Source organism: Streptomyces sp. NPDC002868 (assembly GCF_055563295.1).
The window spans coordinates 521,957-547,424 of the sequence record NZ_JBVHDR010000002.1 but is presented as its reverse complement, the minus strand read 5'-3'; the positions used below and the strand labels follow the sequence as shown (position 1 = coordinate 547,424).

At 67.0% G+C, this 25,468-nt stretch carries 25 protein-coding genes and 5 pseudogenes; 11 read left to right on the top strand and 19 right to left on the bottom strand.

The features are described from left to right. The first annotated feature begins 41 nt into the window (after positions 1-41). Positions 42-1,529 carry a recombinase family protein gene (locus tag ACZ3H8_RS08425; protein WP_467399015.1) on the top strand — a complete coding sequence of 496 codons (1,488 nt, stop codon included), beginning with the start codon at positions 42-44 and terminating at the stop codon, positions 1,527-1,529. Positions 1,530-1,745: 216 nt separating this feature from the next. Here the strand turns inward: ACZ3H8_RS08425 and ACZ3H8_RS08420 are convergent, their stop codons facing one another. From ACZ3H8_RS08420 to ACZ3H8_RS08405, 4 genes are all read right to left on the bottom strand, one after another. Then, on the bottom strand, positions 1,746-3,122 hold the full coding sequence (locus tag ACZ3H8_RS08420) for a replication initiator (RefSeq protein WP_467399953.1): 1,377 nt from the start codon (positions 3,120-3,122) through the stop codon (positions 1,746-1,748). Positions 3,123-3,420: 298 nt separating this feature from the next. Then, entirely contained in the window at positions 3,421-3,618 is a 198-nt protein-coding gene (locus ACZ3H8_RS08415) for a hypothetical protein (RefSeq protein WP_355836720.1), read from the bottom strand. Then, positions 3,615-4,916, bottom strand: coding sequence for an FtsK/SpoIIIE domain-containing protein (locus tag ACZ3H8_RS08410; RefSeq protein ID WP_467399951.1), 1,302 nt, complete (start codon positions 4,914-4,916; stop codon positions 3,615-3,617). Before ACZ3H8_RS08410 ends, ACZ3H8_RS08415 begins: the two co-directional genes overlap by 4 nt. Beyond that, positions 4,916-5,272: an SCO3933 family regulatory protein gene (locus ACZ3H8_RS08405; RefSeq protein ID WP_467399014.1), complete on the bottom strand. Its 357-nt coding sequence runs from the start codon at positions 5,270-5,272 to the stop codon at positions 4,916-4,918. The genes ACZ3H8_RS08410 and ACZ3H8_RS08405 overlap by 1 nt, the downstream gene beginning before the upstream one ends. A 163-nt stretch (positions 5,273-5,435) precedes the next feature. Between ACZ3H8_RS08405 and ACZ3H8_RS08400 the strand changes: the two genes are divergently transcribed. Beyond that, complete coding sequence (locus tag ACZ3H8_RS08400) at positions 5,436-6,212, top strand: GntR family transcriptional regulator (protein ID WP_467399011.1); 777 nt, start codon at positions 5,436-5,438, stop codon at positions 6,210-6,212. A 407-nt stretch (positions 6,213-6,619) separates the two neighbouring features. Here ACZ3H8_RS08400 and ACZ3H8_RS08395 read toward each other — a convergent pair whose 3' ends face one another. Beyond that, on the bottom strand, positions 6,620-6,925 hold the full coding sequence (locus ACZ3H8_RS08395; RefSeq protein ID WP_467399009.1) for a hypothetical protein: 306 nt from the start codon (positions 6,923-6,925) through the stop codon (positions 6,620-6,622). 322 nt (positions 6,926-7,247) lie between these two features. After that, the gene (locus ACZ3H8_RS08390) at positions 7,248-7,748 is read right to left on the bottom strand and encodes an ATP-binding protein (protein WP_467399006.1); all 501 of its coding nucleotides are present in this window, start codon (positions 7,746-7,748) and stop codon (positions 7,248-7,250) included. 249 nt (positions 7,749-7,997) lie between these two features. Between ACZ3H8_RS08390 and ACZ3H8_RS08385 the strand changes: the two genes are divergently transcribed. Continuing rightward, on the top strand, positions 7,998-9,368 hold the full coding sequence (locus ACZ3H8_RS08385; protein ID WP_467399004.1) for a sporulation protein: 1,371 nt from the start codon (positions 7,998-8,000) through the stop codon (positions 9,366-9,368). A 3-nt stretch (positions 9,369-9,371) separates the two neighbouring features. Here ACZ3H8_RS08385 and ACZ3H8_RS08380 read toward each other — a convergent pair whose 3' ends face one another. Together ACZ3H8_RS08380 and ACZ3H8_RS08375 are read right to left on the bottom strand one after the other, a co-directional pair. Further along, complete coding sequence (locus tag ACZ3H8_RS08380) at positions 9,372-9,704, bottom strand: ankyrin repeat domain-containing protein (RefSeq protein ID WP_467399002.1); 333 nt, start codon at positions 9,702-9,704, stop codon at positions 9,372-9,374. Then, a complete protein-coding gene (locus ACZ3H8_RS08375; protein ID WP_467398999.1) occupies positions 9,698-10,615 on the bottom strand; it encodes a phosphotransferase enzyme family protein in 918 nt (305 codons plus the stop codon). The genes ACZ3H8_RS08380 and ACZ3H8_RS08375 overlap by 7 nt, the downstream gene beginning before the upstream one ends. Before the next feature lie 638 nt (positions 10,616-11,253). Here ACZ3H8_RS08375 and ACZ3H8_RS08370 point away from each other — a divergent pair. The 4 genes and pseudogenes from ACZ3H8_RS08370 to ACZ3H8_RS08355 all read left to right on the top strand — a co-directional run. After that, positions 11,254-12,447 (top strand): hypothetical protein, encoded by a 1,194-nt coding sequence (locus tag ACZ3H8_RS08370; RefSeq protein ID WP_467398997.1) that lies wholly within the window; start codon positions 11,254-11,256, stop codon positions 12,445-12,447. A 258-nt stretch (positions 12,448-12,705) separates the two neighbouring features. After that, positions 12,706-12,852 (top strand): annotated as a pseudogene (locus ACZ3H8_RS08365) (IS5/IS1182 family transposase); the annotation flags it as partial. Positions 12,853-12,941: 89 nt separating this feature from the next. Next, positions 12,942-13,628: pseudogene (locus ACZ3H8_RS08360) on the top strand (IS5 family transposase); the annotation flags it as partial. A gap of 39 nt (positions 13,629-13,667) precedes the next feature. Then, a pseudogene (locus ACZ3H8_RS08355) lies at positions 13,668-13,898 on the top strand (IS110 family transposase); the annotation flags it as partial. A gap of 173 nt (positions 13,899-14,071) precedes the next feature. On the opposite strand, the gene ACZ3H8_RS08350 reads toward ACZ3H8_RS08355, so the two are convergent. The 7 genes and pseudogenes from ACZ3H8_RS08350 to ACZ3H8_RS08320 all read right to left on the bottom strand — a co-directional run bounded on the left by ACZ3H8_RS08350 (position 14,072) and on the right by ACZ3H8_RS08320 (position 18,900). Beyond that, positions 14,072-14,293, bottom strand: coding sequence for a DUF5959 family protein (locus ACZ3H8_RS08350; protein WP_467399949.1), 222 nt, complete (start codon positions 14,291-14,293; stop codon positions 14,072-14,074). A gap of 491 nt (positions 14,294-14,784) precedes the next feature. Continuing rightward, positions 14,785-14,880, bottom strand: a pseudogene (locus ACZ3H8_RS08345) (peptide-methionine (S)-S-oxide reductase MsrA); the annotation flags it as partial. A gap of 69 nt (positions 14,881-14,949) precedes the next feature. Further along, positions 14,950-15,669, bottom strand: a complete 720-nt coding sequence (locus tag ACZ3H8_RS08340; protein ID WP_467398995.1) for an SAVMC3_10250 family protein — start codon at positions 15,667-15,669, stop codon at positions 14,950-14,952. A 660-nt stretch (positions 15,670-16,329) separates the two neighbouring features. After that, positions 16,330-16,419: pseudogene (locus ACZ3H8_RS08335) on the bottom strand (peptide-methionine (S)-S-oxide reductase MsrA); the annotation flags it as partial. Further along, positions 16,420-17,016: a DUF3885 domain-containing protein gene (locus tag ACZ3H8_RS08330; RefSeq protein ID WP_467398992.1), complete on the bottom strand. Its 597-nt coding sequence runs from the start codon at positions 17,014-17,016 to the stop codon at positions 16,420-16,422. Then, positions 17,013-17,684: a peptide-methionine (S)-S-oxide reductase MsrA gene (gene msrA, locus ACZ3H8_RS08325; RefSeq protein WP_467398990.1), complete on the bottom strand. Its 672-nt coding sequence runs from the start codon at positions 17,682-17,684 to the stop codon at positions 17,013-17,015. Before msrA ends, ACZ3H8_RS08330 begins: the two co-directional genes overlap by 4 nt. A gap of 112 nt (positions 17,685-17,796) precedes the next feature. Next, positions 17,797-18,900, bottom strand: coding sequence for a hypothetical protein (locus ACZ3H8_RS08320; RefSeq protein ID WP_467398987.1), 1,104 nt, complete (start codon positions 18,898-18,900; stop codon positions 17,797-17,799). 187 nt (positions 18,901-19,087) lie between these two features. On the opposite strand from ACZ3H8_RS08320, the gene ACZ3H8_RS08315 reads away from it, so the two are divergent. Then, positions 19,088-20,242, top strand: coding sequence for a cystathionine gamma-synthase (locus ACZ3H8_RS08315; RefSeq protein ID WP_467398984.1), 1,155 nt, complete (start codon positions 19,088-19,090; stop codon positions 20,240-20,242). Between the two features lie 92 nt (positions 20,243-20,334). Here ACZ3H8_RS08315 and ACZ3H8_RS08310 read toward each other — a convergent pair whose 3' ends face one another. The 4 genes from ACZ3H8_RS08310 to ACZ3H8_RS08295 all read right to left on the bottom strand — a co-directional run bounded on the left by ACZ3H8_RS08310 (position 20,335) and on the right by ACZ3H8_RS08295 (position 21,856). Further along, positions 20,335-20,526, bottom strand: a complete 192-nt coding sequence (locus ACZ3H8_RS08310; protein WP_307661460.1) for a DUF1059 domain-containing protein — start codon at positions 20,524-20,526, stop codon at positions 20,335-20,337. Between the two features lie 63 nt (positions 20,527-20,589). Next, positions 20,590-20,841: a hypothetical protein gene (locus tag ACZ3H8_RS08305; protein ID WP_467398981.1), complete on the bottom strand. Its 252-nt coding sequence runs from the start codon at positions 20,839-20,841 to the stop codon at positions 20,590-20,592. Continuing rightward, entirely contained in the window at positions 20,838-21,311 is a 474-nt protein-coding gene (locus ACZ3H8_RS08300) for a sigma factor-like helix-turn-helix DNA-binding protein (protein ID WP_467398979.1), read from the bottom strand. The genes ACZ3H8_RS08305 and ACZ3H8_RS08300 overlap by 4 nt, the downstream gene beginning before the upstream one ends. A 32-nt stretch (positions 21,312-21,343) precedes the next feature. After that, positions 21,344-21,856: a MarR family winged helix-turn-helix transcriptional regulator gene (locus tag ACZ3H8_RS08295; RefSeq protein ID WP_307661457.1), complete on the bottom strand. Its 513-nt coding sequence runs from the start codon at positions 21,854-21,856 to the stop codon at positions 21,344-21,346. 145 nt (positions 21,857-22,001) lie between these two features. Between ACZ3H8_RS08295 and ilvA the strand changes: the two genes are divergently transcribed. The 3 genes from ilvA to ACZ3H8_RS08280 all read left to right on the top strand — a co-directional run bounded on the left by ilvA (position 22,002) and on the right by ACZ3H8_RS08280 (position 25,327). Next, complete coding sequence (ilvA, locus tag ACZ3H8_RS08290) at positions 22,002-23,231, top strand: threonine ammonia-lyase (protein WP_467398975.1); 1,230 nt, start codon at positions 22,002-22,004, stop codon at positions 23,229-23,231. Positions 23,232-23,423: 192 nt separating this feature from the next. Continuing rightward, the gene (locus ACZ3H8_RS08285; protein WP_467398973.1) at positions 23,424-24,470 is read left to right on the top strand and encodes an ATP-binding cassette domain-containing protein; all 1,047 of its coding nucleotides are present in this window, start codon (positions 23,424-23,426) and stop codon (positions 24,468-24,470) included. Beyond that, positions 24,467-25,327 carry an ABC transporter permease gene (locus ACZ3H8_RS08280; protein ID WP_467398970.1) on the top strand — a complete coding sequence of 287 codons (861 nt, stop codon included), beginning with the start codon at positions 24,467-24,469 and terminating at the stop codon, positions 25,325-25,327. The genes ACZ3H8_RS08285 and ACZ3H8_RS08280 overlap by 4 nt, the downstream gene beginning before the upstream one ends. Positions 25,328-25,468: the final 141 nt, after the last annotated feature.

The following is a 25,468-nucleotide window of genomic DNA, read 5'->3' as shown; positions in this document are numbered from 1 at the left end:
CAGGCAGTATTAGAACTGCCCGACGGGCAAGGGGAGTTCACTTGATCAGCAACGAGCAGTTAGTGCCGGTGGTGGCGTACGCGAGGATCTCGGCCGACGTGACCCGGGACGCCCACGGGGTCGAGGACCAGCACAAGGTCAACGACGAACACGCGGCCACGCTGGGGCTGAAGATCGTGCACTACTACACGGACAACGATCTCTCGGCAGCCAAGGCCGATCTTGTGCGGCCGGGCTTCGAGGCGATGTTGAAGGTTCTCAAAGCCGGGCGTCTTCCGGACGGCCAGGCGGTACGTGGTGCCATCGTCGTCGCGGATGACCGTCTGGTGAGGCGCGTGGGTGACTACGAGCGGTTCGTGGACGCCCTGACGTACGAGGACGGCCGCGTGTACGCGGACGCCAAGGGGCTCAAAGACCTCTACAACGAAGACGTCGAGTCCATGGGGCTCTTTGGCGTCGTCATTTCCAAGGCGGAGGTGCGCAAAATCAGGCGGCGAACCCGCCGCTCGCACCGGCGTCGTGCCGAGCAGGGAATTCCCGTCGGCGGGACTCGACCGTTCGGGTGGGAAGAGGACAAGCGCACCCTTCGTCCCGAAGAAGCCCAGAGGATCGCCCAAGCTGCGCGCGATGTGATCGCCGGGAAGTCTCTGCACTCCATCCTCGCGCAGTGGCGTGAGGAGGATGTTCGGACGGTTCACGGGAATTTCTGGTCCTCTCGGGCCCTCAAACTCGCGCTCTGGAATCCTCGTATGTGCGGATGGCGCAGGCATAACGGGGAATTGGTGCGGGATGCTGACGGCATCCCCGTGGCTGGGCAGTGGGATCCGATCATCACGCCGAAGGAATGGATGGCCATTGACGCCGTCTTTTCGGCGAGGATCATGCCAAATGTCAAGGCCGATAGAACTGTGACCGACTACCGCACGCCCTCCCATCTCCTGACGGGCATCCTCCGATGCGGAAAGGCCAACGGGGATGGGCAGATCTGCAACGCTCCCTTGCGGGTGAGCACTAGGCGGGATCTGTCCGGCGGGTTCATCTACCAGTGCCCGAGCCGGTCCATGGGCGGGTGCGGTGGCAGTGCGCGTAACGGCGTGAAGGTCGATGAGTACATTACTGAAGCGGTTCTGGCGAAGCTCGAAGAACGCGCTGCTGTCAAGAAGCAAGTGGATTCTGAGTGGCGTGGGGAAGCAGAGCTCGAACGATTGACGAAGAAGCAGCGGACGATGTTGCAGAAATGGCAGGAGGACCAGATTTCGGATGAGCTTTTCTTCCCTGAGAACCACAAGATGGAGTCCCGCATCAAGAGCCTGCGCAAGGAGCGCACACAGCACGCCTTGCAGGTTCAGCGTGCGTCTGTCGTGACCGAGGATGTACGGAAGCAGTGGTACTCGAACAAGCTCGACATGGCGCAGAAGCGGGCTCTCGTCCGAGAGGCATTGCATGCGGTGATCGTCCTGCCCGTTGGCGGCGGCGGGAGGCGCCCGTTCAACCCTGACCTTCTCGTGCCCAAGTGGACTCGCGACTAGGTTCTTGAGCGGCAGTGGAGGGGACATGATCCGGTCCTCTCAACTCAGTCCCGTCGCTCTCGCTGCGACTCCTCCCGTCGTTGGGCCCCTGACCCTCTTGGCGACCGTCGACCAGGTCGACTCCGAGAATCCGCGATATGCGGCGCCAGCGTTCCTCGCTCCAAGGGGGAGCCTTGGCCGCTTGTGCCTTCCCCCACTCGCGAGCGCTGAGATGCGTCATAGGCAGTGCCCCTGCCTATCAGGCACTTCACGTGAGCTTGCTTCCCTAGCCAGTTCGCGTCCAATGGCGAGATCTTCGGCGATCCCAGCCGCCATCAGGGCGGCACCGGGGGTGTGGCCAGAGCCGACATAGCGCCATTGGGCACTGGTTACCGCGTCCGGCCTCGCTTCCCGCTGCCCTCGGTGCTCCGCTCGGTCGGCGCGCAGGGCCGCGTACGTCGTCGAGTAGGCGCGTGACTTGGTCAGGATGTGGCCGCGGTAGCCGAGCGTGTGGGCCCAAGCGCGCAGGTGCAGCTGCTCGTACTCAGGCAGTCCGCCGAGGCGCCAGCAGCTCCGCATGAGCGCGCGCACGTGGTCGGTCGCCGGTGTCGCGTCGATGTCGTCCCAGTTGGTGAGCCGATGGTCGGTGCCGGCGCCTGTCTCGCTCGCTCCCTTGGTGACGTACTTCGCCACGTACGCAGCCACGGCTTCACCATCCGGGCCGAGGCCGTCGGCGCGCAGGGGACGGACGTCAACCTGGATGCCCCAGCGGAGGGCGAGTTCGCCAACGGCGGGGCTGTATGGGGTGCGGACCACGACGCGATGCGCGGACGCTCGCACGGCGTCGGCCAGCCGATCCGCGGTGCCCCATACCGGGGGTTCGTCGTCCGGTCCGGCCGGGCCGTCGAGGCGTACGACCGCGTGCACGTGGACGGCAGCGCGCTTCTGGTACTCGGCGACGCGGGCAAAGGACAGCCGTGCGTGGGTCGGGAAGCGGGACTGTGTCAGTCCGACCGCCGAGGCGAGTTGGCGCCGGACGCCGATGACGAAGCGGTCCCAGAGCTTGCCCGCCTGCGCGTGCCACAGCGCGTGGGCCGGGTAGTCGTAGCAGTCGGCGCACAGGGGCTGGCCGACGAGGGAATCAGCTGCGTCATGGACGGCGCCGCAGCCGATGGGACGACCGTGCTCGCACTCGCCGCCGTTGCGGCGGGGTCGGCAGCGATCACCGGTGTGGTGCACGGGCCCGAAGGACGGGGCCGTGAGGGTGACGAAGAGCCGAGGCCGGTTGCGGACTGTTGCGGGGACGTTCTTGCCGCCGAGGAGGCCCGCGCGGACGAGGTGGAAGGTGTCTCCCGCGTGGAGCCGGGAGCACGGTGCGCAGACGGTCGCGCGCCTGTTGCGGCAGCGCACTGAGAGGCGTTCGGCGAGCTCATCACGAGTGTCGTAGTGGTGCAGGATCTCGCCGGTGGTCGCGTCGCGCGTGGTCGTCGAGCCGGAGAGGTGGACCGGGTGGGCGCATCCTCCCGTGGCGGCGATCTGCTCCAGCCATCGGGCGAACTTGGGGTCTTGGGCGAGTCGTATCGCGTCGCGGTCTGCTTCGGAGAGCTGACGCAGGCGCGCCGCACGATCGAGGGCGGCGCGCCTGTCAGCCGGGGTGAACTCGGGTGTGATGGTGGGGACCTTCCGGGGTGGGCCGCCGAGGCGGCACGGTTGGTGGTTGGTGGCGCGCTATCGGTCATGCGTCGAGCTCCTTACGTGCGTGGTCGGTCGTGGGGATCTCAGGTCAGCGGATGGTTCCGGCGCCCCGGCAGATGCGGCAGCGGCGGCGCCGTCCTGTCCAGGTCGTACGGGCCCCTTCGCCCTTGCAGTGGGGGCACGTCACGCGACTCATGGGCATGTCTGTCCTTCCTGCTCAGGTGTGGGAAAAGCCGCTGATGACCCAGGTCACGAGGCCGTGAACGGTGAAGACCACGGGCGTCTGACCGAGGTAGACCCCAAAGAGGCCGACGCAGACCGCTTCCCATGCGCGTACGTCGCGGGAGCGGACGAGGAGGACGGTGATGATCCCGAAGATCACTGAGAACGTGAACGCTGTGCCCTCGCTGATCACTTGTCGTCTCCGTCCACCGCCGCAAGTGCACTGGCTATGGCGGGCAGTTCCGGGGTCATGGCCGAGTGCTTCCGGGCCGTGGCCATGGCTTCCTCGGTCGTCGTCAGGTGCGATCGGGCACGGCTCCAACCACCGTCCGGGCCGGTGCAGACGGCGACGCCCTGTTCCTCAGCAGTGATCGACTGGGCGACCGCCACGGCGTCCTTGTTGAGGTCGCCGAGGGTCATTTCCGCCGTTCCGGGGTCGTTGACCCGGTGGCAGACACGGCCGCCGAGTTGGGCCCGCAGTGAGGTGACTCCGGGCCCGAGGTCGGAGCCGACGCGTTGACCGGCGACGACCAGGTGCATGCCGAGCGCGGCGCCGAGTTGGGCCAGGCGGAGGAGGAGCGTGGAGCACTGCTCCGCCTCGGCCTTGCTCTCACGCCTGCCGTCGGAGAGGTACAGCTCTGCCAGTTCGTCGACAATCACGACAACGGGCGCGGGCCGGAGCTTGTCGGGCAGCTCCCAGATCGAGCGCACCCCCGCCGCCCGGCAGGCGCGCATTCGGTCCTGCATATCGACGACGAGAGCGGCGAGCACCGCGACCGCCTCGCGCCTGCACGTCGTGAGCGCGCTCAGCCGGTCGGCGAACAAGCCGAGTTCCATCCCGCCCTTGCAGTCGATGCCGACCAGGGCGACCGGTTGCGGCGCGAGTTGGGTGATCAGCCGGGCAAGCAAGGTGGACTTGCCCGAGCGTGTGGCCCCGGCGATGAGCCAGTGCGGCACCATCCGGAGATCCATGACCCATGCCCCGCCGCTCTCCAGTGCGCCGATGAGCGCGGACAGCAGCGCGGCGGGAGCTGTCGCCAATCCGGGCCGTTCCAGCGGATCACTGGCCGTCGCGGTCAGGAGCACGAGGCCGCGTTCCGGCGAGGTGACCCGTACGGCGTGGACCTTCCACGCATGCACGAGCGCGTCGGCCGCCTTCATGTATGTCGCCGGGGTCTGCCCAGCGTGCAGTTGCACGACCACGGTCAGGTCCATGCGGGTGGCACGCGGGAAGGAGATGCGCGGAGCCACCGGCCGCAGCGGATCACCCTTGACCACCACGTCCCCGATCAGCCCGCGCGGCGGACGGCGGGACACTGCAAGGTCGTTGAGCATCGCGACCCTGCGCCAGGTGAACAGCACCCGCCACGCGGTCAGCGGGTAGCCGGTGACGTACCAGTGCCAGGCGGGACGGTGTCGCCGCAGCATGTCGCCGACGACGAACACCCACGCGAGCACCGCGAGCCCGAAGGCGAGCGCAATCGGACCCATCACGCACCGCCCGTCTTACCGCCCGGAGCCGGCGCTTGGGCGGCGGGCACGGGCGTGATCGCGTCGGCGCGGAAGCTGATTCCGTGCCGGTCGCCCATCGACCAGGCGAACGCCACCAGGCCCGTGACCTTGACGACCTGGCCTTCCTCGACGCCTTTCGGCTCACCGGATACGGCGATCTCGATCACGGAGATACGCCGCCGGTCCTGCCGCACCGTGACGGCCACGGTGTAGATCGTGTTGCCGTCGCGGTCCTTCTTCACCTCCTGGGTTTCGGAGCTGCTGATCTTCTTTTCGGGCGCGATGGCGCACCGCAGTACGCCCAGTCGCGCCGTGTCCACGGGAATGGACTGCATTGCTTCGGCCTCCTTGGCCATCCGGACGCCACTCTCGATGTGACGTCACTTGTTATGACGAGTGATAACTATGTACCCCTGTACGGCGAGGGGTCAACTACTTATGCTGACGAGTGATGTCGCGCGTGCGACGTGCCTACGACCTCAAACCGAAGGTTCCGAGATGACGGAGATCCAGCGCCCCGGCGCGCTCTACCAGCAAGTTGCCGCCGCGATCCGGGAAGCGATCCTCTCGGGCGAGTTCGAGCCCGGCGCCCCGCTCCCCTCCGAGGCCCAACTCATCGAGCGTTACCAGGTCTCCCGCCCGACGGTCCGCAACGCCGTCGCCGCACTGCGAGCCGAAGGCTTGGTCACAGTCCGCCACGGCAAAGGCAGCTTCGTACGCTCCGACGGCCAGCCCGCCGTCACGATCGAGCGCCGCGTCAGCCACACCCGCGACGGGAAGTTCGTCATGCCCAGCGGTTCCGTCTGGAGCGAAGCCGAGGAACCGACCTCGTATCGCTCCCGCACCACGACGGCCACGGGTCAGCTGCTCGCTCTCGGCGAGGAAGAGGCCCTCTTCACGTGCGACCGGCTGCTCACTGACCCGGCCAGCGGCACGCACGCCATGCACCGCACGCTGATCCCGTTCGAGGTTGCCCAGGGAACATCCCTGGCCGAGGCACCGAACACGCCCCCGGCGTCCGCGTACGAGATCCTGACGCAAGCCGGACACAAGCTGTGGTGGTCCGAGACGGTCCGCGCCCGCATGCCGATCCCCGACGAGCGAGGCGCCCTCCAGCTCCCGGACGCGACACCGGTCCTGCACCTTGCCCGCGTCACGCACGGCACCGACGACCGCCCGTTGATCCTCGAAGAGCTCCGCGTCGGCGCGGACCGTGCCGAACTCGCCTACCGGATCACCGCCGACAAGGAGCCCGCGCGGCGCGCCCGCGCCTGAGAGCCGTAGATCGGTCGAAACTTTCTCCACTTCCTCAAGGGCGCGCCTGCGGCGCGCCGGGCAGCCCGGCCGCCCCGGCCGGGCGTGCGGCGTGGCCGCCGGTCCCGTCCGGTCGCCCGGTGCCCCACTCCGCAACGCGGTGGAGATTGAGAAGCAGCGACCGGTCTGCCATGGCTGGGCCCCGCGTGGCTGGGGGTCGACGGCCTCCGATGCTTTAGGCAGCTCCCATGGGGCGAGCCTCGAAGAGCAGGGGGCCCATCGGGCACAACAGCGGGCAGGGCAGGTGCCTGCCCGATTCGCCGGGCCAGCGTAGGGCCCCCTGCTCACTCGCCCCATGGCAGCTACCGCCCAAAGCCTCTGCGGCCGGCGACGTGCCCACGTGCGGCACTCACCAGGGAAAAGGCGCCTCACGACGCACCGCCTTCGCCGTCCGCGACAGACTCCAGGAACCCAGCGAGCCGGTCGACGGCGTCCGGCCAGCCAGCGACACGCACGACCCCGCGCCCGCCCCCGTCCGTCGACGCGACCGCCCGTACCTCCGACAGCTCGAATCCGGCACCGAGCAGCGCCCGGTTCAGCCGATCCGCAGCCTCCCCTGCCTTGCGCCAGCCCGCCACGTAGTCGACGCCGGGCACCCACAGACCGGAATCTGCGCCCACGACGTCGAGACCATCGCTCAGCCACTCCTCACCCGCGCCAGTCAACTTGCTCACCTCTGCCCCGATCTAGGTAACGGATCATCAACTTCTTTTGGTCCAGGGCAGAAACGCAGCGCAGCGGCCCCGGTACCATCAGGCACCGGGGACCGCTGCGTCCCCTGCCGGGCCACCCTTCGCTTTCCACGGCTGACGGGGTGGCCCGGTCTCGGTTTTCGGTTGTTGTGCAGGGCGCGGCCGCTCAGCCGGGAGGGGGATCCCGTGAGCCGCTGGCAGACCGCGCCCCTCGGCCGGTGCGGTCTGAACCGGCCGGTTACCGGGGCGCCGCCTTCCTCCCGATCGCGTGGGAGGAGCTAGGTAGGCAACGCCCCGGAGCTCTCTACGGCGAAGAGCCGTCGAGGTCGAAGCGGCAGAACACGGTCTTGCCGCCCGCGTCCTCCGGTGACCACCACAGCGCGTCTGCCAGCCCCTGAACGATCCGCAGGCCACGACCGCAATCCGGCAGGACAGCCTCGGGGAAGCCTCCGACCAGTTCCGGCGAGAAGACATCACCCGCCGCAAGCGTCGGTGGGCTGGAGTCTTCATCGGTCACGCCGATGAACAGCCACTTCGGCCATTTCCGGATCGAGACATCGATCCGTCGAGCGGCACCGGGATGGGCGAGACGGTCGTCAGGAACCGCATGATGCACAACGTTTCCGACGAGTTCCGAAACGACCAGCCGCACGTCCTCGACGAGGTGAGCAAGCTCCCAGTCCAGGAGTGTGGACCGCGCCATGTCGCGCGCGGCCTTTACCGAGTCCGGAGATTCGACGAACAGCGTCAGAGCGCGGAATCGCTCGCCCCCTTCCAGCTCTCCCACGTGGTGCTGGGTCAGCATCGCCGGAGTGTTCGCTAGCCGCGTGCTCTGCCGGGCATTCATCGCGTCCCCTCCCGAGGTTGGCGAGTCCTGTGTCCCGCTCGTTTCCGTGCTGAACAGTGAACGGCGACGGCGGCACGATCGGGAGCGTTCACCTGGGGGTTCACGTGAATACCCGGAAGGCAGAAGGGGATTCACGAATGAACCCCCTCTGTCTGCGGGCTGTGTCACGATGAACACAAGCCGTCATTCTCGGGTTGGGCAGGGAGCATGGGCCGAGAGCCGAACGCGCAATTGATCGCAGTCATGGACGCAGCGAAGGTCTCGAACAAGGGCCTGGCGAAGCGCATGCGTGACGCCGCCGAACAGCGCGGATCAAGTCTCGGGACGACGCATGTCGCCGTGCAGCGATGGCGGGACGGCGCAGGCATCCAGCCGCAGACAGCGGCGATCATGGCGGAGGTACTCGGCGAAAAGCTGAACCGTCGCATCACGCCCGGCGATCTTGGATTCTTCGGCCAGCCGGAGCCGTCGGCGCCGCAGCCGGTCGGCTACCCGGGCAGCGTGCCGGATGTGTTGTCGATGCTCGACGGACTCGCCGAGGAGCGCGCGGAGACCCTGTCGGGCGGGCAACTGATCACCGCGGACGCCGATCTCAGCTCCGCCGTCCTGTCATGGATGGTGGCCCGCCCGGACGGTGTCCAGGCCGACAGGCCCGTCTCCCAGCGCGTCGGCATGCGCGACGTGAAAGCCATCCGTGCAGCCGCCGATATGTTCATGCAGCTCGACTTCAAATTCGGCGGAGGCCACGGCCACAAGGCCTTACGGCATTACTTCCGCCACGAGGTCCTACCGCTGCTCAGTGCCAGCTACAGCGAGCGGGTCGGCACCGCGCTATTCGGCGCCGCTTCCGAAATCTCGCAGTTGCTGGCGTGGACCGCCTACGACTCGGGAAACCACCGCCTCGCGCACCGCTACCTGACATCCACACTGCGCCTGTCCCAGGTCATCGGCGATCGCATGTTCGGCGCCCGCATCCTGTCCAACCTCAGCCACCAGGCCAACTACCTCGGCAACCACGCCCAGGCCATCCAACTCGCCCGCGCGGGAGTCGAAGGCGCCAAGGGGAAGGCAACCCCGCGCGCCATGTCGTTGTTCTCGGCCATGGAGGCCCGCGCCTTCTCCAACGCGGGTGATCCGATCAGTGCCAGCCGGGCGATGAACGAAGCGGAACGCCACTTCGAGCGCGCCGACACAGCCGAGGACCCGCAATGGCTCGGCTACTTCGACTCCGCGGAACTCATGGGTGAGTTGTGCCACTGCTTCCGCGACCTCAAGATGCGCCGCGAATCCGTGGATCATGCGCAGCGGGCGGTGAACGACACCGACCCGAAGTACGCCCGCACCCTGGGGTTCTGCCGCATGGTGCTCGCGCAAAGTCAGTTGTTAAACGGCGAGTTGGAAGCAGCCGTCACCACAGCAAGTCTCGCGGTCGACGGTGGCGACTCCCTCCAGTCCGCCCGCTTCCAGCGCTATGTCACCGACTTCCAGACCGAGGTCAGCGCCCACGCTATGAACCCCACCGTGGCCGACTTCAAGGACCAGGTGCGCGACGCACTCGCCCGCCTGGAGGACGAGTAGCAGTCAGCGTCTGCTCGTGAATGCGTCGATCAATTCCAGCGCCAGCCAATGCCCGCACCCCTCGGCGAAGCTACGTGCGTCCCGACCTTCCCTGTCCTTGAGCGTCGGATCGGCACCGCGACTCAACAAGTAGGCCGTGGTGTCCACGTGCAGCGGCTGCCCCGACTGCAACGCCCCGTCGGCCTCAGTGTCGACCGCGTGATGGAGCAGCGGCATTCCGTTGAAGGACTCGTTCACGTCCGCGCCAGCGTCCACCAGCTCACGAAGCCGTTCGAGATCCGCGCTTTCCACGGCGAACCGAACTTCGCTCCACGGCATATCCGGGACCGTCACCATGGCCGCCAGTCCCTGGGCCCGTCGTCGTTTCGAAGCCCGGCGATGCGCCGGCGGTACTCGGCCGCCGTCTGCTCGTCTTCCTGCACGTTCTGCATGAGCCACGTCGTCATGCCGAACTCCTGCAGGCCGCGCAGCGTCTCGTACCCCTCCCAGTCGTACAGGTCCCGCCCGTACGCGGTCACGAAGTCGGCATACTGTTCGTCGGTTTGCCACCCAAGGCTGTGGTGCTCCACAGCCGTGACCATCAGGTCCCACTCCGGGTGATCGAAGCAGAAGGCTTCGAAGTCGATCAGGATCACTTGCCCGTGGTCGTCCACCATCAGGTTCTGCACATGGGCATCGCCGTGAACAGGCCCCTTGGGCGTGGAGAACCGCAGCTCTGCGTACTTGTCCTTGAGTTCCCGCCAACGCTTCCGTAGAAAGACCTTGTCATCCTCAGGAATCACGGCCCGATCAAGTCGCAGCTCGTGCTTGTCGAAGGGCTCGAACGACGGCAGATGCAGGCCATCCGGCACCGACAGAGAATGCAGGTCCCGCAGGACGCCCCCCAGCTCCCCGTACGTCGCCTTCCGATCCCGCTCAACGATCAGATGCCAGAACGTCACAGGGTGGCCGTCGATCAACAGCGGCTGCTCCAGATCCTCCACAACTTGGGCGGCAGGGAACCCCTCGCCCGTCAGCCAACGCGAGACGGCGACTTCAGTGCGCGCCTTCGGAAGCCACTCTTCTCCGCGCGCCACACGCACGATCACCGGCGCCGAGGCCAGCCGGAACAACGCGTTCTCTCCGAGGCGGATCAACTCCGCGCCTCTGTCGTCGAGCCCAACAGCCCGGCACGCGGCAGCCATCACCCGCGTCGCCCCCGCCGACGTGAACCCGTCTCCCGAACCCCGAGCAGCGTCAACCGCCATGCCCGTACCAGCTCCCCTAGTTGCGCGCGCTCAACCGGCGCGCGCCTACGGGCGACCAACCCACGTGCGCCGGACACGACAACGACCGTATCGGGGAAGTCCACTCGGAACGAGAGGGTCCGGGACAAGCCGCGAGCGGAGCCAGTCCGACATGAGTCGGCCAACAGGGAGCAACAACCCCAGATGGCCGTCCAGATTTCTCAGCCGGTCCTCGACGGGCACGGCGAGCGCGACGACGTCATGGGGGTGGGACATGTCGAGCCGTCTCCGGGTACCCCGACGAAACACCGAGCGCACTCAGAGCGGGCGGCAACCTCGCACTCATTGACGCCTGCCAGCAGGTGAGCGATGTGCTGTAACGCCTTGCTGACCTCAGCGCTAAACGCTGGGCTGCACTATGAGGACGTCTTCAGAAACGAAGGCATCGCTTGGTTCAAGGTTCCCGGCTGGAGGCGCTATGCACACGTGTGGACTAGTCCGACACGCTACTCCCCGGGGCTTCCGTGCAGTATCAGTGTATGGATCAGAAGAGCAAGGCGCCGTCAGGCCGAGCGATAAGAGGTCGACGCCCTAGATCAGAATTCTTGATGGCGGCTGGCCTCTTGGTCGCGACAATAACGCTCGGTTACATCGGCGCAGTGGACGCCAGCAGGGCATTGACATATGCGGGGCGAATTACGGGAGTGATCTTCCTTTTCGCATCCTTGATCGCACTCACTGCAACGTTCGCCGCTTTCGACTATTCTAGAGTGAACCCTAGAGTGAAGTATTCAGGTGCAGCGGTTCTACTCGGCGTCCTGACCGCATTCTTCACGAACCTCGTTCTGCTGGTTATTACAATCCAGGCCGGGGATATCCCCCCAATTCTTGCGCTTTGGATAGTTTCCCTTTCCTGGTCCTGCTGGGCACTTTGGGTGCTCTATAGCCAAGAGATTCGGAAGGAAATTCCTCACCCTAAGAAGTTCGCGGCCGGGGTGACTGTAACGGCCATTATCGCCGTCGCTAACTTTTCCTATTCTCAGATCTATCAGCCGTATGCCGCATCTCCCCAGTTTGCGACCGATGTAAAATTTGGGGAGTCGACAATCAGCCCCGATGGCGCTCTTATCTCCCTGCCCCTGCATGTGCATTTTAAGAACACCGGCAAAGTAGGTGTCTACATCATTGGCTCCCTCTATCAGGTCACGGGACGGAAGGCGAGTCCCACTGGCCCAAGGGCCCTGAACGAATGGATGAGGGATCTCGACGACTACGAGTGGGACCTGCATCGTAATACAGAGGTGAAAGGATACGACTTGATCGATCACGGGCCATTCATAGAACCAGGAAGTTGGATCGAACCTGGGGACGAATTCACCGAAGATAAAGTTATCCAACTTCCCACCAGCAGCCCATATGATGCCGTCTTCGCCGTGAGCGAAGCCATCATTATAAGAAAAGACAGGGTGACGCCTAACGTTGACTACGCCCTTTCGGCAACCACGTCATGGGATGACCAATTTCAACACTCAGAGAATGCCCCAGAGTGGGTTGTTGAAGGCTCCGACCCTCAAACCGCATATATCAGGTATCAACATTCAATTGATCCCAGTAGCGCCATATTTAATGTTACTAGAAATCCTAAGCAGGTGACTATGTGGTGGGTGTTCGCGCAGCCGACCAGCGGGTCGCAGTTCGGTCCCTACCTCATGGCTGCCATTTCTTCGGTCAACGAGGAGAAGCGGGAACCTTCTCCCTCTGGCTGGCAGCAGATGACTGACAGGTATGGCCTGATGGTCATATACAGCGGGACGGTGCAAAAATCATTCTGGTCGCTCAAACAAGCTCGGTAATTCACCCCTTTGGCGATCACATAGTTCTTCCAATCCTGCCCGGATTGGCCACGCAGGCACATAGAGCCGCCGCGCCCACCCCTGCGCACATCGATCACGGCGGTGATAGCTGGGGTCCAGCAGCATGACCCAGCGGCAACGACCAGACCACGCACCGCCTCTATCAGCTCGCACGCTGCCTCGCCGCCGCGGGGTTCGGGATGGCTAGGCTCACTGGTGTGCACCTCTGACCTTCTTCGCCCTCCGACCGGAAGGGAGTTGCCCCTCGCGGTTGGTGTCTCAGCTGGCAACACCCACGACAGCGAGGGGCGGAAGCCAATGGTGGCCGGTCTCTAAACGAAACACGACCCTGATCGAAGCCGCCATTTCACGCCCGGCAAGCTCCACGCCGACAAGGCATACGAGGGGCTCCCCGCGGCTAGGAACCTCTAACAAAATGATCAACGGTGCGCTTGGATCGCACCCGACGTCAGGTTGATCACGGGGGTGCAGGGGTGTCACGGCCGAAGCCGTGGGAGGTCGGCGACGAGCTGTGGGCGGTGATCGAGCCGGTGCTGCCGAAGGTCGAGCGCCGGACGAACCATCCGGGCCGCAGGCGTCTGGACGACCGTCTGGTGTTCCAGGGGATCCTGTTCGTGCTGCACACTGAATCTCCTGGGAGCACTTGCCGCAGGAGCTGGGCTTCGGCTCGGGAATGACCTGCTGGCGGCGGCTGGCGAAGTGGCACGAGGCCAGCGTGTGGCAGCGGCTGCACGAGGTGCTGCTGGCCAAGCTCCGCGCTGCCGACGCCCTCGACTTCTCCCGCGCGGCGGGTGGACTCTTCGCACGTCAGAGCTTTAGAAGGGGCTCCAAGACAGGACGAAGCCCTGTCGACCGGGGTAGAACGGGCAGCAAGCACCATCTGATCACCGACGGCACCGGCATCCCCGCTCGCCGTCGCGCTCACCGGCGGCAACCGCAACGATGTCACCCAACTCATCCCGCTGCTGGAGGCAGTGCCGCCCGTGCGCGGCAATCGGGGCAGGCCACGCCGTCGCCCGGACGTGGTCCTGGCGGACCGCGGCTACGACCACGACAAGTATCGGCGCCTGGTAAGCGATCTGGGCATCCGGCCCCTGATCGCCCGCCGTCAGACTGAGCACGGATCCGGCCTGGGTGCCCAGCGGTGGGTGGTCCTACGTTGTTGGTGGGTCGGATGGGCTGTCGTATGGTCCGGAGGACGGCCCCGCCGCTACCACCGAAGACTCCAGCGCGTCTTCTACACCTCCGCGCAGATCAGCATCCGCAGTTGCCCAGAGTCCCGGCAGTTCTACGAACGTAAGCGGGCCGAGAAGAAGCAGCACAAACAAGCGGTGCTCGCCCTGGCCCGTCGACGCGTCAACGTCCTGTTCGCCATGATCCGTGACGGACAGTGCTACCACGCTGCAACTCCAGTCACAGCTGCGGCTTGACAACAACATGAGGAGGTAGAGCGTGCGTTCGCGCTGCTGCACCACTTCCGCCGGCTGCGGATCCGCTGGGAAGTCCGCGACGACATCCACCAGGCCCTGCTCAGCTTTGGATGCGCCGTCATCTGCTGGAGACGTCTCGTCTCCCTACGCTGACGAAGCCGTCCAGGACTCCCTCAGTGTGCGGAGGCGCTTCCGGTGGTCGGCATCCAGTCCTCCGGCAGCACAACGGGAACGCGAACCGTGACCATGGAGAACGACTCGTCCTCCACGACCACTTCCGGGCAGTGTCGATCGCCGGTGAACTGGATGAAGACGGAGGGGCCGTGTCGAGCGAGTGCCTTGGTGTGTTGGGTTGCTTGTTGGTCGGACCGGCTGCTGCGCGGATGGTGTCGCAGAACTCAACACGACCGCACACCAATCACGCACGAGGTCGTTAACTGCTGGTGCCTCGACTACCAGGTGTAGACGTACCGATTGGCGCGCTGATCGAACGCTGCTTCCACCGGGTAGGAAGAAAGGGCGAACTCCCCCTCGGCCCACTCAAGTACCGCGGCGGCGAGGCCCTCAGGCTGAAAGTCCGTGAGGGGGAACAGGACTCGTCGGACTGTGACCGTGGTGTGCAATGACGGGTTCTGGGCCGCGATGGAGCCTGCGACCAAGGCCACTCCACGCTGCAACCAAGCCGCTTCATCCCCGGTGATCCGCAAGCCCGAGCGGTCGGAGGGCGGATGGTTGAGGACGGGGGCGAGGTCGAGCCACACCCGGTCGCCGACCAGTTCGCCACCTACCGGCGGTTCCCGGGTGAGGCTCGCCTCGGCGGTCAGGTCGATGGCGATACCCTATGGGGCGCGCCGCAACCGGTACGACGTCGTTCTCATCTGTTGAGTCAGCCGTCCGCCTTCGCGACGCCGATCGGGCAGGAGACGCCCGTCCCACCGATCCCGCAGTAGCCGTTAATGTTGCGGTCAAGATACTGCTGGTGGCTGGACCCGCGGGCAACACTGTTCGGGTTCTGACTTTCTCCACAGGTCGTGTGTTCGGTCAAGTGCCGTCACGTGTGCTCGTCAGGCGAGTGCTCGACGTACAAGGGAGATGCCACCACGAGGCGGGACGGACGTACTGAACTTTGATCTGGTGGATAGAGAAAGATCCGGTTTGAGCTATCGAAGCTGCTAACTACTTGTGCATATCCGCGGAGCGGTGGGAAGCTGAACGACTGCTGGCAAACTCGCTCTGCCATGCTCATAGCTCCTCTTTGGAAATCAAGTAGGCCATGCACACTTATGGGATCCTGCTCATTCACAGTGACGGCTTGAATGATCTGAGAGAGACTGCTTACGTCAGAGTCCAAGTCATGCACGTCGGCGGATGCCAGGTCACGTGGTGAAGAAAGCAGATGCTTAGGTGACCCATAAAGAAGTAGAGCTACTTGTCCTGTGGCTGACGGATCAGGCCCGAAGAGCAGCATTCGGTAGGAACCGGCGGTCACGAGCGCCTGAGCCATCTGTGTCTCGAACTGAATCCAGTCGCCGTCCGAGATTTCTGGGTCCTCGTACCAGAGGGCTGGTCGTCCCGAGCCTTCGATCGCTGCGGTGACCTCATCAACCCTCTGGGCGATCTCTGCCGCTTCGCTAGCTTGCGTAGTCGCAGTTACCTTGGCCCCAGTAAATGGAATGGCGAGTTCGAAGGTTCCTTCTGAGATTCGACGCCTGCGACTTTGTTGAATGAATTGGGATGATTTCGCCTCTGAAAAGTACAACACCTGGCGCATGTGTGCCTCGATCGTCCATCCTGCCGGAAGTTGTCACTCATTGTGGCACTGGCATGCGAGTAAGGTGTTCCGTTCCGGCGAATGGCCGAGAGCCTAATTTGGCTGATGAACGATCACTCACACGCATGAGACGGGTGCCTGAAGGAAGCACCACGCCGCGGTGGCAAGGGACAGCGTGGCCACGACCGCCGGTCCTCCGTACGAGTTGATCCATGCCGCGATGAGCAGGGCAGCAGTGAGGACTCCCCACCAGCGCCCCAGGCCGCATAACGGACCCGCCTCGGATGTCGGCATTCTCTTGACATGCCACGGACGGCCACGAGCACATCCGGTGGTTGGGGGATACTGCGAGATGCCGCCCGAGAACAACAGGTTCCCTCGGTTCACCACACAATTGGCACTGGCGTTGGCTGCTCTAGCCCGGCGTTGCCGTTCGCGCCCGGACTCTCCGTTGATCAGCGCTTGACGAAGCGAGACTCTGGCCACGCGGTGATTGGCTCGCTGGACGCCGAGAAAGTCTCCAGCAGTGAGAGGTAGCCGCCCTTCGTGAGGACCATCACCCCGGCGTCCTCCGGTTCGGCGTACCACGCGTCCGCAGCCACCGGATCAGAGCCGGTCGGCAGCGCGTTCAGCGTCGTCGCGACGCCGGGGGGCAGGGTCTCAGCTATCTGCCTTGGCCACGCCAGTCGGGCAGGACACGCCGGTGCCGCCGATCCCGCAGTGCCTGTTGCGGTCAAGCTGCTGCTGGTGTTAGAGCCCCGCTGGGTGGCTGGAGAGCCAGTTGGTGTGCTGGCTGCGTAGCCGGTCTCGCTCCGCAGACGTGGCGAGGATGACGTCGGCGCCGCCGTCGTAAGGGTGGTGGATGCGTCGAAGTTCCGTATCGGTGAAGAACACTTCGCCGAGCGACTCGTCCGCGACGGCGCGCAGCAGAGCGTCGGCAAGGCCCCGTTCCCACGGGCGCCGGTCGGCGTACAGGCGTGTGTGGGTGTGGAACTCCGGGTCCGGGTCGTCCTGCTCCGACTCGGTCCACCAGCGGACGCCTTCGGGGTGCAGTTTCTGTCGTGGTGTCGGGTAGCCGGCGGGCCCGGTCGGTGTGTTCGACCAGTCCATGGTCATCACGAACACGTCCGTGCCCGCGAACAGTTGGTCGAGGATTGTGTTGTACCGGTCCAGCACGACCGCGTACTCGTCTTCGGACTCCGGGTAGCGCTTCGAGTCGGGGAGGCTGTGGAAGCGCACCCAGCGGTCGGAGTACGCACTGCGGAACGTGTGGGCGACGGGCGGACCCGACGGACGCCGCTCCTGCCACAACCCAGCCAGCAGCTCGGGGGTGACGCCAGCGCTCACCCGTCCGCCTTTGCGACGCCGATCGGGCAGCTGACGCCGGTCCCGCCGATCCCGCAGTATCCGTCGGGGTTTTTGCTGCTTGAAAGATACTGCTGGTGGTACCCCTCCGCCGGGTAGAACGGGCGGCCCTCCGCCGACAGCAGTTCCGTCGTGATCCTGCTGTACCCCGAGCCCGTCAGGACCCCCTGGTACGCCTCCCGGGACGCCTGCGCGGTCTTCGCCTGGGAATCCGAGTGGGTGTAGATCGCCGAGCGGTACTGCGTGCCCACGTCATTGCCCTGGCGGAAGCCCTGCGTCGGGTCGTGGGACTCCCAGAACAGCTTCAGCAGCGACTCGTACGAGACGACCGACGGGTCGAAGACGACGCGGACCGCCTCCGTGTGGCCGGTCAGGCCCGAGCAGACCTCTTCGTATGCCGGGTTCGGGGTGTATCCGCCCTGGTAGCCGACCAGCGTCGTCCAGACGCCGTCCGTCTGCCAGAACTTGCGCTCCGCGCCCCAGAAACAGCCCAGGCCGAAGTCCGCGACCTCAAGGCCCTCCGGGTACGGGCCCAGCAGCGGGTTGCCGAGGACCGTGTGGCGGTCGGGGACGGAGAACTCGGGGGTCGGGCGGCCGCGCAGGGCCTGGTCGGGGGTGGGGAGCTCGGGGGTGCGGCGGGACAGGAACATGCGGGTCTCCTCGACAGTCGGCCTTCATGACAACGTCCGGGGGTAGGCAAGGATTCCTGGCCCGGCCGCCCGGCCGCCCCACCCCCCCCGGCCGCCCCACCCCCCGGCCGCCTCACTGCAGCAGCGTCGCCGGGCTCCCCCCATTCGCCTCGTACCCCGCCACCGCCAGGTTCCGGTGCACCGTGTACTCCGCCGCCGGGTCGCCGCTGTGCGTCCACGGCAGCGCGCCGACGTGGCCGTCCACCCTCACCAGCTGGTTCATCGCCTCGGCCCACCTCTCCGAACGTACGAGGAAGAGGACCAGCAGATGCCGTACGTGCGCGAGCATCGGGTCGTCGGGGCGGGCGGAGTGCACCGCGAAGAGCGCGCCCTCCATCGCCTTCGTCACCACCGCGCTCTGGTAGAAGCCCTGCACCAGGTTGACGTCGGGGACGTGCTCGTACACCGCGAACAGCGGCAGCGCGGCCAGCAGCGAGCCCTGCGGGGCGCGGGCCGCTGCCGTCGTCGCGAAGTGGTCGGCCTCCTCGCGGGAGCCGTGCCACTTCTCGCACCAGTAGTGCAGCGCGGCCAGATGCGCGCCCATGTGCTCCGGCGCCCGGTCGATGACCTTCGCCCACAACTGGTCGAACTGCTCGGGGGTGTAGCCGAGTCCGCGCGCGACGGCGAGTTCGACGATGTACGGGACGGGGTCGCCGGGCGCGAGCAGAGCCGCCTCGCTGCAGACCGTACGGGCCTCCTCCAGGATGATCCGGAAGTCGTCCGTCCCCGCGGTCGAGGACCGCCAGGCCTGCTGCACCAGGAACTCCGCGTGCACCTGCGCGCCGCCCGCGTCCTTCGGCGACTCCGAGCGCCAGGCGCGCAGCCATGCCCCGCCGACGCCCGGCCGCTGCCGGAGCTCCAGCGACGCCGCTCCGGCGAAGGCCTGTACGCGCTGCCAGCGCACCTCGCCGTCCTTCGGGGTGCCCGCCAGCAGCTGCGACGCGGCCCGCCAGTCCTGGGTGTGCTGTACGACGTCGAGTACGTCGAGGAGGTCCTGGTCAGGTCCCGGCAGCCGGATGTCCAGTTCCTCCTGGCGCATGAATCCGTACGTGTCCGGGTCGGCGGCGTCGGGCGAGCCCGGGGCGACCTGGAGGATGCCGGAGCGGCGGCGCAGCACAAAAGGACCGATGACCGCGGCCAGCATGGCCATCGCGATCAGGAACCAGAGAATCTCCATGGCCCCATTGTCTCCAAGACCGAACAGTCCAGGACAGCGGCGGGGGCGGGCCGCGTACCAGGGCCCGACCGCAATGTCCCGGACAGCGGCCGGGACGGGCCGTGCACCGGAGTCCGACCGCACAGTCCCGGACAGCGGCCGGGGTGGGCCGCGCCCCCGAGCCCGACCCGGACTACGCTCGGGCCTCATGAGCGACCAGCACAGCTTGCACAGCTTCGAGACCATCGCGATCCACGCGGGCAACACGGCGGACCCGCTGACCGGCGCGGTCGTCCCGCCCATCTATCAGGTGTCCACCTACAAGCAGGACGGCGTGGGCGGACTGCGCGGAGGCTATGAGTACAGCCGCAGCGCCAACCCGACCCGTACCGCCCTCGAGGATAATCTCGCGGCGCTGGAGGGCGGCCGGCGCGGGCTCGCCTTCGCGTCCGGGCTCGCGGCGGAGGACTGCCTGCTGCGTACGCTGCTGGAGCCGGGCGACCATGTGGTGATCCCGAACGACGCGTACGGCGGTACCTTCCGGCTCTTCGCGAAGGTCGTCTCCCGGTGGGGCGTCGAGTGGTCGGTGGCGAACACCTCCGACCCGGCCGCGGTGCGCGCCGCCCTCACGCCCAAGACGAAGGTCATCTGGGTCGAGACCCCGTCCAACCCCCTCCTCGGCATCACCGACATCGCCGCGGTCGCGGAGATCGCGCGGGGCGCGGGCGCGCGCCTCGTCGTGGACAACACCTTCGCCAGCCCCTATCTCCAGCAGCCGATCGCGCTCGGCGCGGACATCGTCGTGCACTCGCTGACCAAGTACATGGGCGGGCACTCCGACGTCGTCGGCGGTGCGCTGATCGCGGCGGACGCGACGGTGGGCGAGGAACTGGCGTACCACCAGAACGCGATGGGCGCGGTGGCAGGACCGTTCGACGCGTGGCTGGTGCTGCGCGGCATCAAGACGCTGCCCGTCCGCATGGACCGGCACAGCGCGAACGCCGCCCGGGTCGCCGAGATGCTCACCCGTCATCCCAAGGTCACGCAGGTCCTCTACCCGGGACTGCCGGAGCACCCGGGCCACGAGACCGCGGCGAAGCAGATGAAGGCCTTCGGCGGGATGGTCTCCTTCCGGGTCGAGGGCGGCGAGGAGGCGGCGGTCGAGGTCTGCAACCGCGCGAAGCTCTTCACGCTGGGCGAATCCCTGGGCGGTGTCGAGTCGCTGATCGAGCACCCGGGACGGATGACGCACGCCTCGGTGGCGGGCTCCGCCCTGGAGGTTCCGGCGGACCTGGTGCGTCTGTCGGTGGGCATCGAGGCGGGCGACGATCTGCTGGCGGACCTGCAGCAGGCGCTGGGCTGACCCGGGCGTACTGGAGGCCGGCGCCTGGCCGACGCCCTACGGAAGAGCCCTACGGAAGAGCCCTACGGAAGTGGCCTACGGAAGTGGCCCGGTCAGGCGTGGACCTTCTCGTCCTCGAGGAACTCCCGGATCTGCGAACGCAGTTCCAGGCTGTCCGTGTGTCCGTGCACGGAGACCGCGTGTTCACTGGCGGCCCGGACGACTTCCTCTTCCTCGCCGGAGATGGTGAGGGTGCAGTTCATCTCGCTCGGGAATTTGCGGCAGTCGGCAACTTTTCTGGTCATGACGACCTCCTCGGCTCGATCTGTGCGCCGCTCCATCCAGCATAGATCCGGACAAGGGGGTCGTTACCAGCCCTCCAGTGGAGGTGTTGTCTTCGTCGGCGGTGTCACCCACGGCTCCGCCGTCGCCGCCCAGATCGCGAACGCGATCGCCGCGGCAATGAGCAGCAGCCATGCGGCGCGGCGCACCGCCCGGTGGCGGCGCAGCAGCCGCGTCCCGTGTTCCGCCGCGCGGGCCGCCAGATCCGCCGGGACCGTGGGGTGGCGGGACTCCAGCATCCGGCGCACCTCGTCCTCCTTGCGGTCCTGGCGGCTCATGTCACCGCCTGGGCCGGGGCGCGCAGCGGCGTCGGCGGGGCGCTGCGCATCGTCGCGATCGCGCGGGCGCAGATTGCGCGGACCCGTTCCACCGGTAGCCCGATCAGCGCCGCCGTCTGCTCCTCGGCGACCCCTTCGTACAGGCGCAGCACCAGGATGAGGCGTTCCTGCGGGGTGAGGCGGTCCAGTACGCCGCCGCGCACCCGGTGGTAGCGCCAGGCGCTGCGGGCGAAGCGGGCGGCGAGTTCCTGGCGGGTGCGGTCGTACGGGTCCTCGCCGCGCAGCCGGTCCCATTCCGCGTACGTATGGGCGAGCGCCGCGGTCAGCAGCTGCTGGGCGTGCGGGTTGGCACTGGGCGGCTCGGCGGTGAGCAGGGTCGCGGCATGCAGCAGCCGGCCGGCCGCGCCCGCGACGAACGCATCGAACTCACGGGCCCGGCGACGCCCTCGTACCGTCTGCCGCTCGCTCACGTCCTCATCTAGAGGCAGATACGCCACCGGGGTCAAGAGGTCGGCGGCGTCTCCGTGTCCACGGGCGGCAGGCCGGCCTGGCGGGCGGAGAGCGCGGTGTTGAAGCGGGTGAGCAGGGTGCAGAACGACTCCCGCTCCGTCTCCGTCCAGCCGTCCGTCACCTGTGCCATCAGCTCGCGCCGCGAGGAGCGGACTTCTTCGAGCCTGGCCTGGCCGCGGGGGGACAGCTGGAGCACGACGGCGCGGCCGTCCTCCGGGTGCGAGGTCCGCTTGACGAGGCCCGTGTCGACGAGCGGCGCGACCTGGCGGGTGACGGTCGACGAGTCGATGCCCATCCCCGCGGCGAGCGCCTTGACCCCCATCGGGCCTTCCTTGTCTAGCCGGTTGAGCAGCAGATACGCGGCACGGTCCATGGAGTTGCGGACCTGGCCGACCCCGCCGAGCCGGGTCTGTTCCGCGCGGCGTGCGAAGACGGCAACCTGGTGCTGGAGGGCATCGAGGAGGCCGGGGTCGAGATGAGTCGTCATGTCCTGAGTGGTGGGCATGGCCAGGGGCTCTCTCGTGCGGTGGTCGGTTGGTGGGGGACAGAGTACGCGGCAACGACCCGGTGCGTACCAGGGCTGCACAAACCAGTGGGGAAGCACGGGATCCGGGCGGCCGCCGGTCCGGTGAGCTGCGAGACTTGACGTCATGACCTTCAGTACGCCTGGCGCCTCTCGCCCCGTCATCCTCGACGACATCCGGGGGGCACAGAAGATGCTTGCGGGGGTCGCAAGGATGACCGCGATGGAGGGCAGCAGGCATCTGTCGCAGCTGGTGGGCGCGCCCGTCCACTTCAAGTGCGAGAACCTGCAGCGCACCGGTTCGTTCAAGCTGCGCGGCGCGTACGTACGGATCGCCGGGCTCTCCCCGGAGGAGCGGGCCGCGGGCGTCGTCGCCGCGTCCGCCGGCAACCACGCGCAGGGGGTCGCGCTGGCGTCGTCGCTGCTCGGGGTGCGCTCCACGGTGTTCATGCCGATGGGAGCGCCGCTGCCGAAGGTCGCGGCGACGAGGGAGTACGGCGCCGATGTGCGGATGGAGGGGCATGTCATCGACGAGACGCTGGCCGCCGCGCAGGAGTACGCGCACAAGACGGGTGCGGTCTTCATCCACCCCTTCGACCACCCCGACATCATCGCCGGGCAGGGCACGGTCGGCCTGGAGATCCTCGAGCAGTGCCCGGAGGTGCGGACGATCGTGGTCGGCATCGGCGGCGGCGGGCTGGCGGCCGGTATCGCGGTGGCGGTGAAGGCGCTGCGGCCGGATGTGAAGCTGATCGGCGTGCAGGCGGAGGGCGCGGCCGCGTATCCGCCCTCGCTCACCGCGGGGCACCCGGTGTCGATCGACCATCTGTCGACGATGGCGGACGGCATCAAGGTGGGCCGCCCCGGGGACGTTCCGTTCAAAATCATTGGCGATCTTGTTGACGAGGTCCGTACGGTCTCCGAGGACGCGCTCTCCAGCGCGCTGCTGCTCTGCCTGGAGCGGGCGAAGCTCGTCGTCGAGCCCGCCGGGGCGAGTCCGGTGGCGGCGCTGCTGAGCGAGCCGCGGGCGTTCGAGGGACCGGTTGTCGCCCTGCTGTCGGGCGGCAATGTGGACCCGCTGCTGATGCAGCGCATACTGCGGCACGGCATGGCGGCGGCGGGCCGGTATCTCTCGCTGCGGCTGCGACTGACGGACCGGCCGGGGGCCCTTGCCGCACTTCTCGGCTCGTTGTCAGTGGTCGACGCTAACGTCCTCGATGTGAGTCACGTACGGACCGATCCGCGGCTCGGGCTCACGGAGGCGGAGGTGGAGTTGCACCTGGAGACGAAGGGCCCGGAGCACTGCGAAGAGGTCGCTGCGGCGCTGCGCGATGCGGGTTACACCATCATCGACTGAGCCGTGGTTCGAGTCATCGTCCTGCACCTCTCGCGACTCATTACGTCCACCTGTCGCGACACTCTTGAGTGACGCGATGTATCGCGTTACTGTGAGGGTCCTTGCCATGTTCCCGCCGAGTCGCGGGCACGCACGCACATCCGAGCTTTTCGCTCTGACGCGACCACCACCTGCCACCCTGGGAGACCCCATATGCCAGGCGCCATTTACGCCGAAGGCCTGGTGAAGACCTTCGGCGACGTAAGGGCTCTGGACGGCGTCGATCTCGACGTCCCCGAAGGCACGGTTCTGGGACTTCTCGGCCCGAACGGCGCCGGCAAGACCACCACCGTGCGCGTACTGACCACGCTGCTGCAGCCCGACAGCGGCAAAGCCGTCGTCGCCGGTATCGACGTGCTCAAGCACCCGAACGAAGTCCGACGCTCCATCGGCCTCTCCGGCCAGTTCGCCGCGGTCGACGAGTATCTGACCGGCCGCGAGAACCTCCAAATGGTCGGCCAGCTCTACCAGATGAGCGCGCGGGACGCGAAGACGCGGGCGGGCCGGCTGCTCGAGCGCTTCAACCTCGCCGACGCCGCCGACCGCCCCGCAAAGACGTACTCCGGCGGTATGCGCCGCCGCCTCGACCTCGCCGCGGCCCTGGTCGTATCGCCGCCGGTGATGTTCATGGACGAGCCGACCACCGGCCTCGACCCGCGCAACCGGCAGCAGTTGTGGGAGGTCATCCAGGAGCTGGTCAGCGGTGGTACGACACTGCTGCTCACCACCCAGTACCTCGAAGAAGCCGACCACCTGGCCCACGACATCTGCGTCGTCGACCACGGCAAGGTCATCGCCCGCGGCACCTCCGACCAGCTCAAGGCCCGGACGGGCGGTGAGCGCGTCGAGGTCGTCGTGCACGCGAGCGAGCAGATCGGCCCGGCCCGCGAGGTGCTCCTGGGCTTCGGCAAGGGCGACGTCGCGATAGCCGAGCACACCCGCAAGCTCACCGTCCCGGTCACCGGCGGCGCCAAGCTGCTCGCCGAGGTCATCCGCGAGCTGGACATCCGCGGCGTCGAGATCGACGACATCGGCCTGCGCCGCCCCACCCTCGACGATGTCTTCATCTCGCTGACCGGCCACGCCGCCGAGGCCGAGGCCGAGGAGAACGGCGCTCCGGAGGACGCCAGGGGCGCTCAGGGCGCTCAGGACGCTCAGGACGCGAAGGCCAAGAAGTCCCGGAAGGAGCCCGCGAAGTGACCGCCACAACCGCCACAACGGACGCCGTTCAGATCACGGCCCCCAGACCCCGCGGCGGCATCGTGCAGTCGGTCAACGACTCGCTCGTCGTCGCCAAGCGCAATCTCATACGGATGACCCGGATCCCGGAGATGATCATCTTCGGGATGATCCAGCCCGTCATGTTCGTGGTGCTGTTCAGCTACGTCTTCGGCGGCTCCATGGAGATCGGCGCGTCCACCGCCCCGTCCGTCTACCGCGAATTCCTGATGGCCGGCATCTTCGCCCAGACCGTCACCTTCGCCACCGCGGGCGCCGGCGCGGGCATCGCCGACGATATGCACAAGGGCCTCATCGACCGGTTCAGGTCGCTGCCGATGGCCCGCGGCGCGGTCCTCACCGGTCGTACGCTCGCGGACCTCGTACAGACCGCGCTGACCGTAGTGGTCCTCACGATCGTCGCCCTCCTCGTCGGCTGGCGGATTCACGAGGGCCTCCCCAAGGCGCTCGGGGCCTTCGCCCTGCTGCTTCTGCTGGGGTACGCCTTCTCGTGGATCGGCGCACTGATCGGACTCTCGGTCCGGACGCCCGAGGCGGCCACCTCCGGCGGTCTGATCTGGCTGTTCCCGGTGACCTTCATCTCGAACGCGTTCGTGGACTCCAGCAAAATGGCCGGCTGGCTGCAGCCCATCGCCGAGTGGAACCCCTTCAGCGCCACGGTCCAGGCCTGCCGCCTGCTCTTCGGCAACCCGGGCGTCTCGCCGTCCGACGCCTGGCCGATGGAGCACCCGGTGCTGGCCTCGATCCTCTGGTCGGTCCTGATCATCGCGGTGTTCCGGACGCTGGCGGTGCGCAAGTACCGCTCGGCGACCGCCTGATCCGCAGCACGCAGAGTGAAGGGGCCGGACCGCGTCACGCGGTCCGGCCCCTTCACTCTGTCCGGTCTCAGGCGGTGTACGGCTTGGCCGCGTGGTTGTTCACCGAAGCCCACGTGCCGGTTGGGAGCTCGTACTACGCGT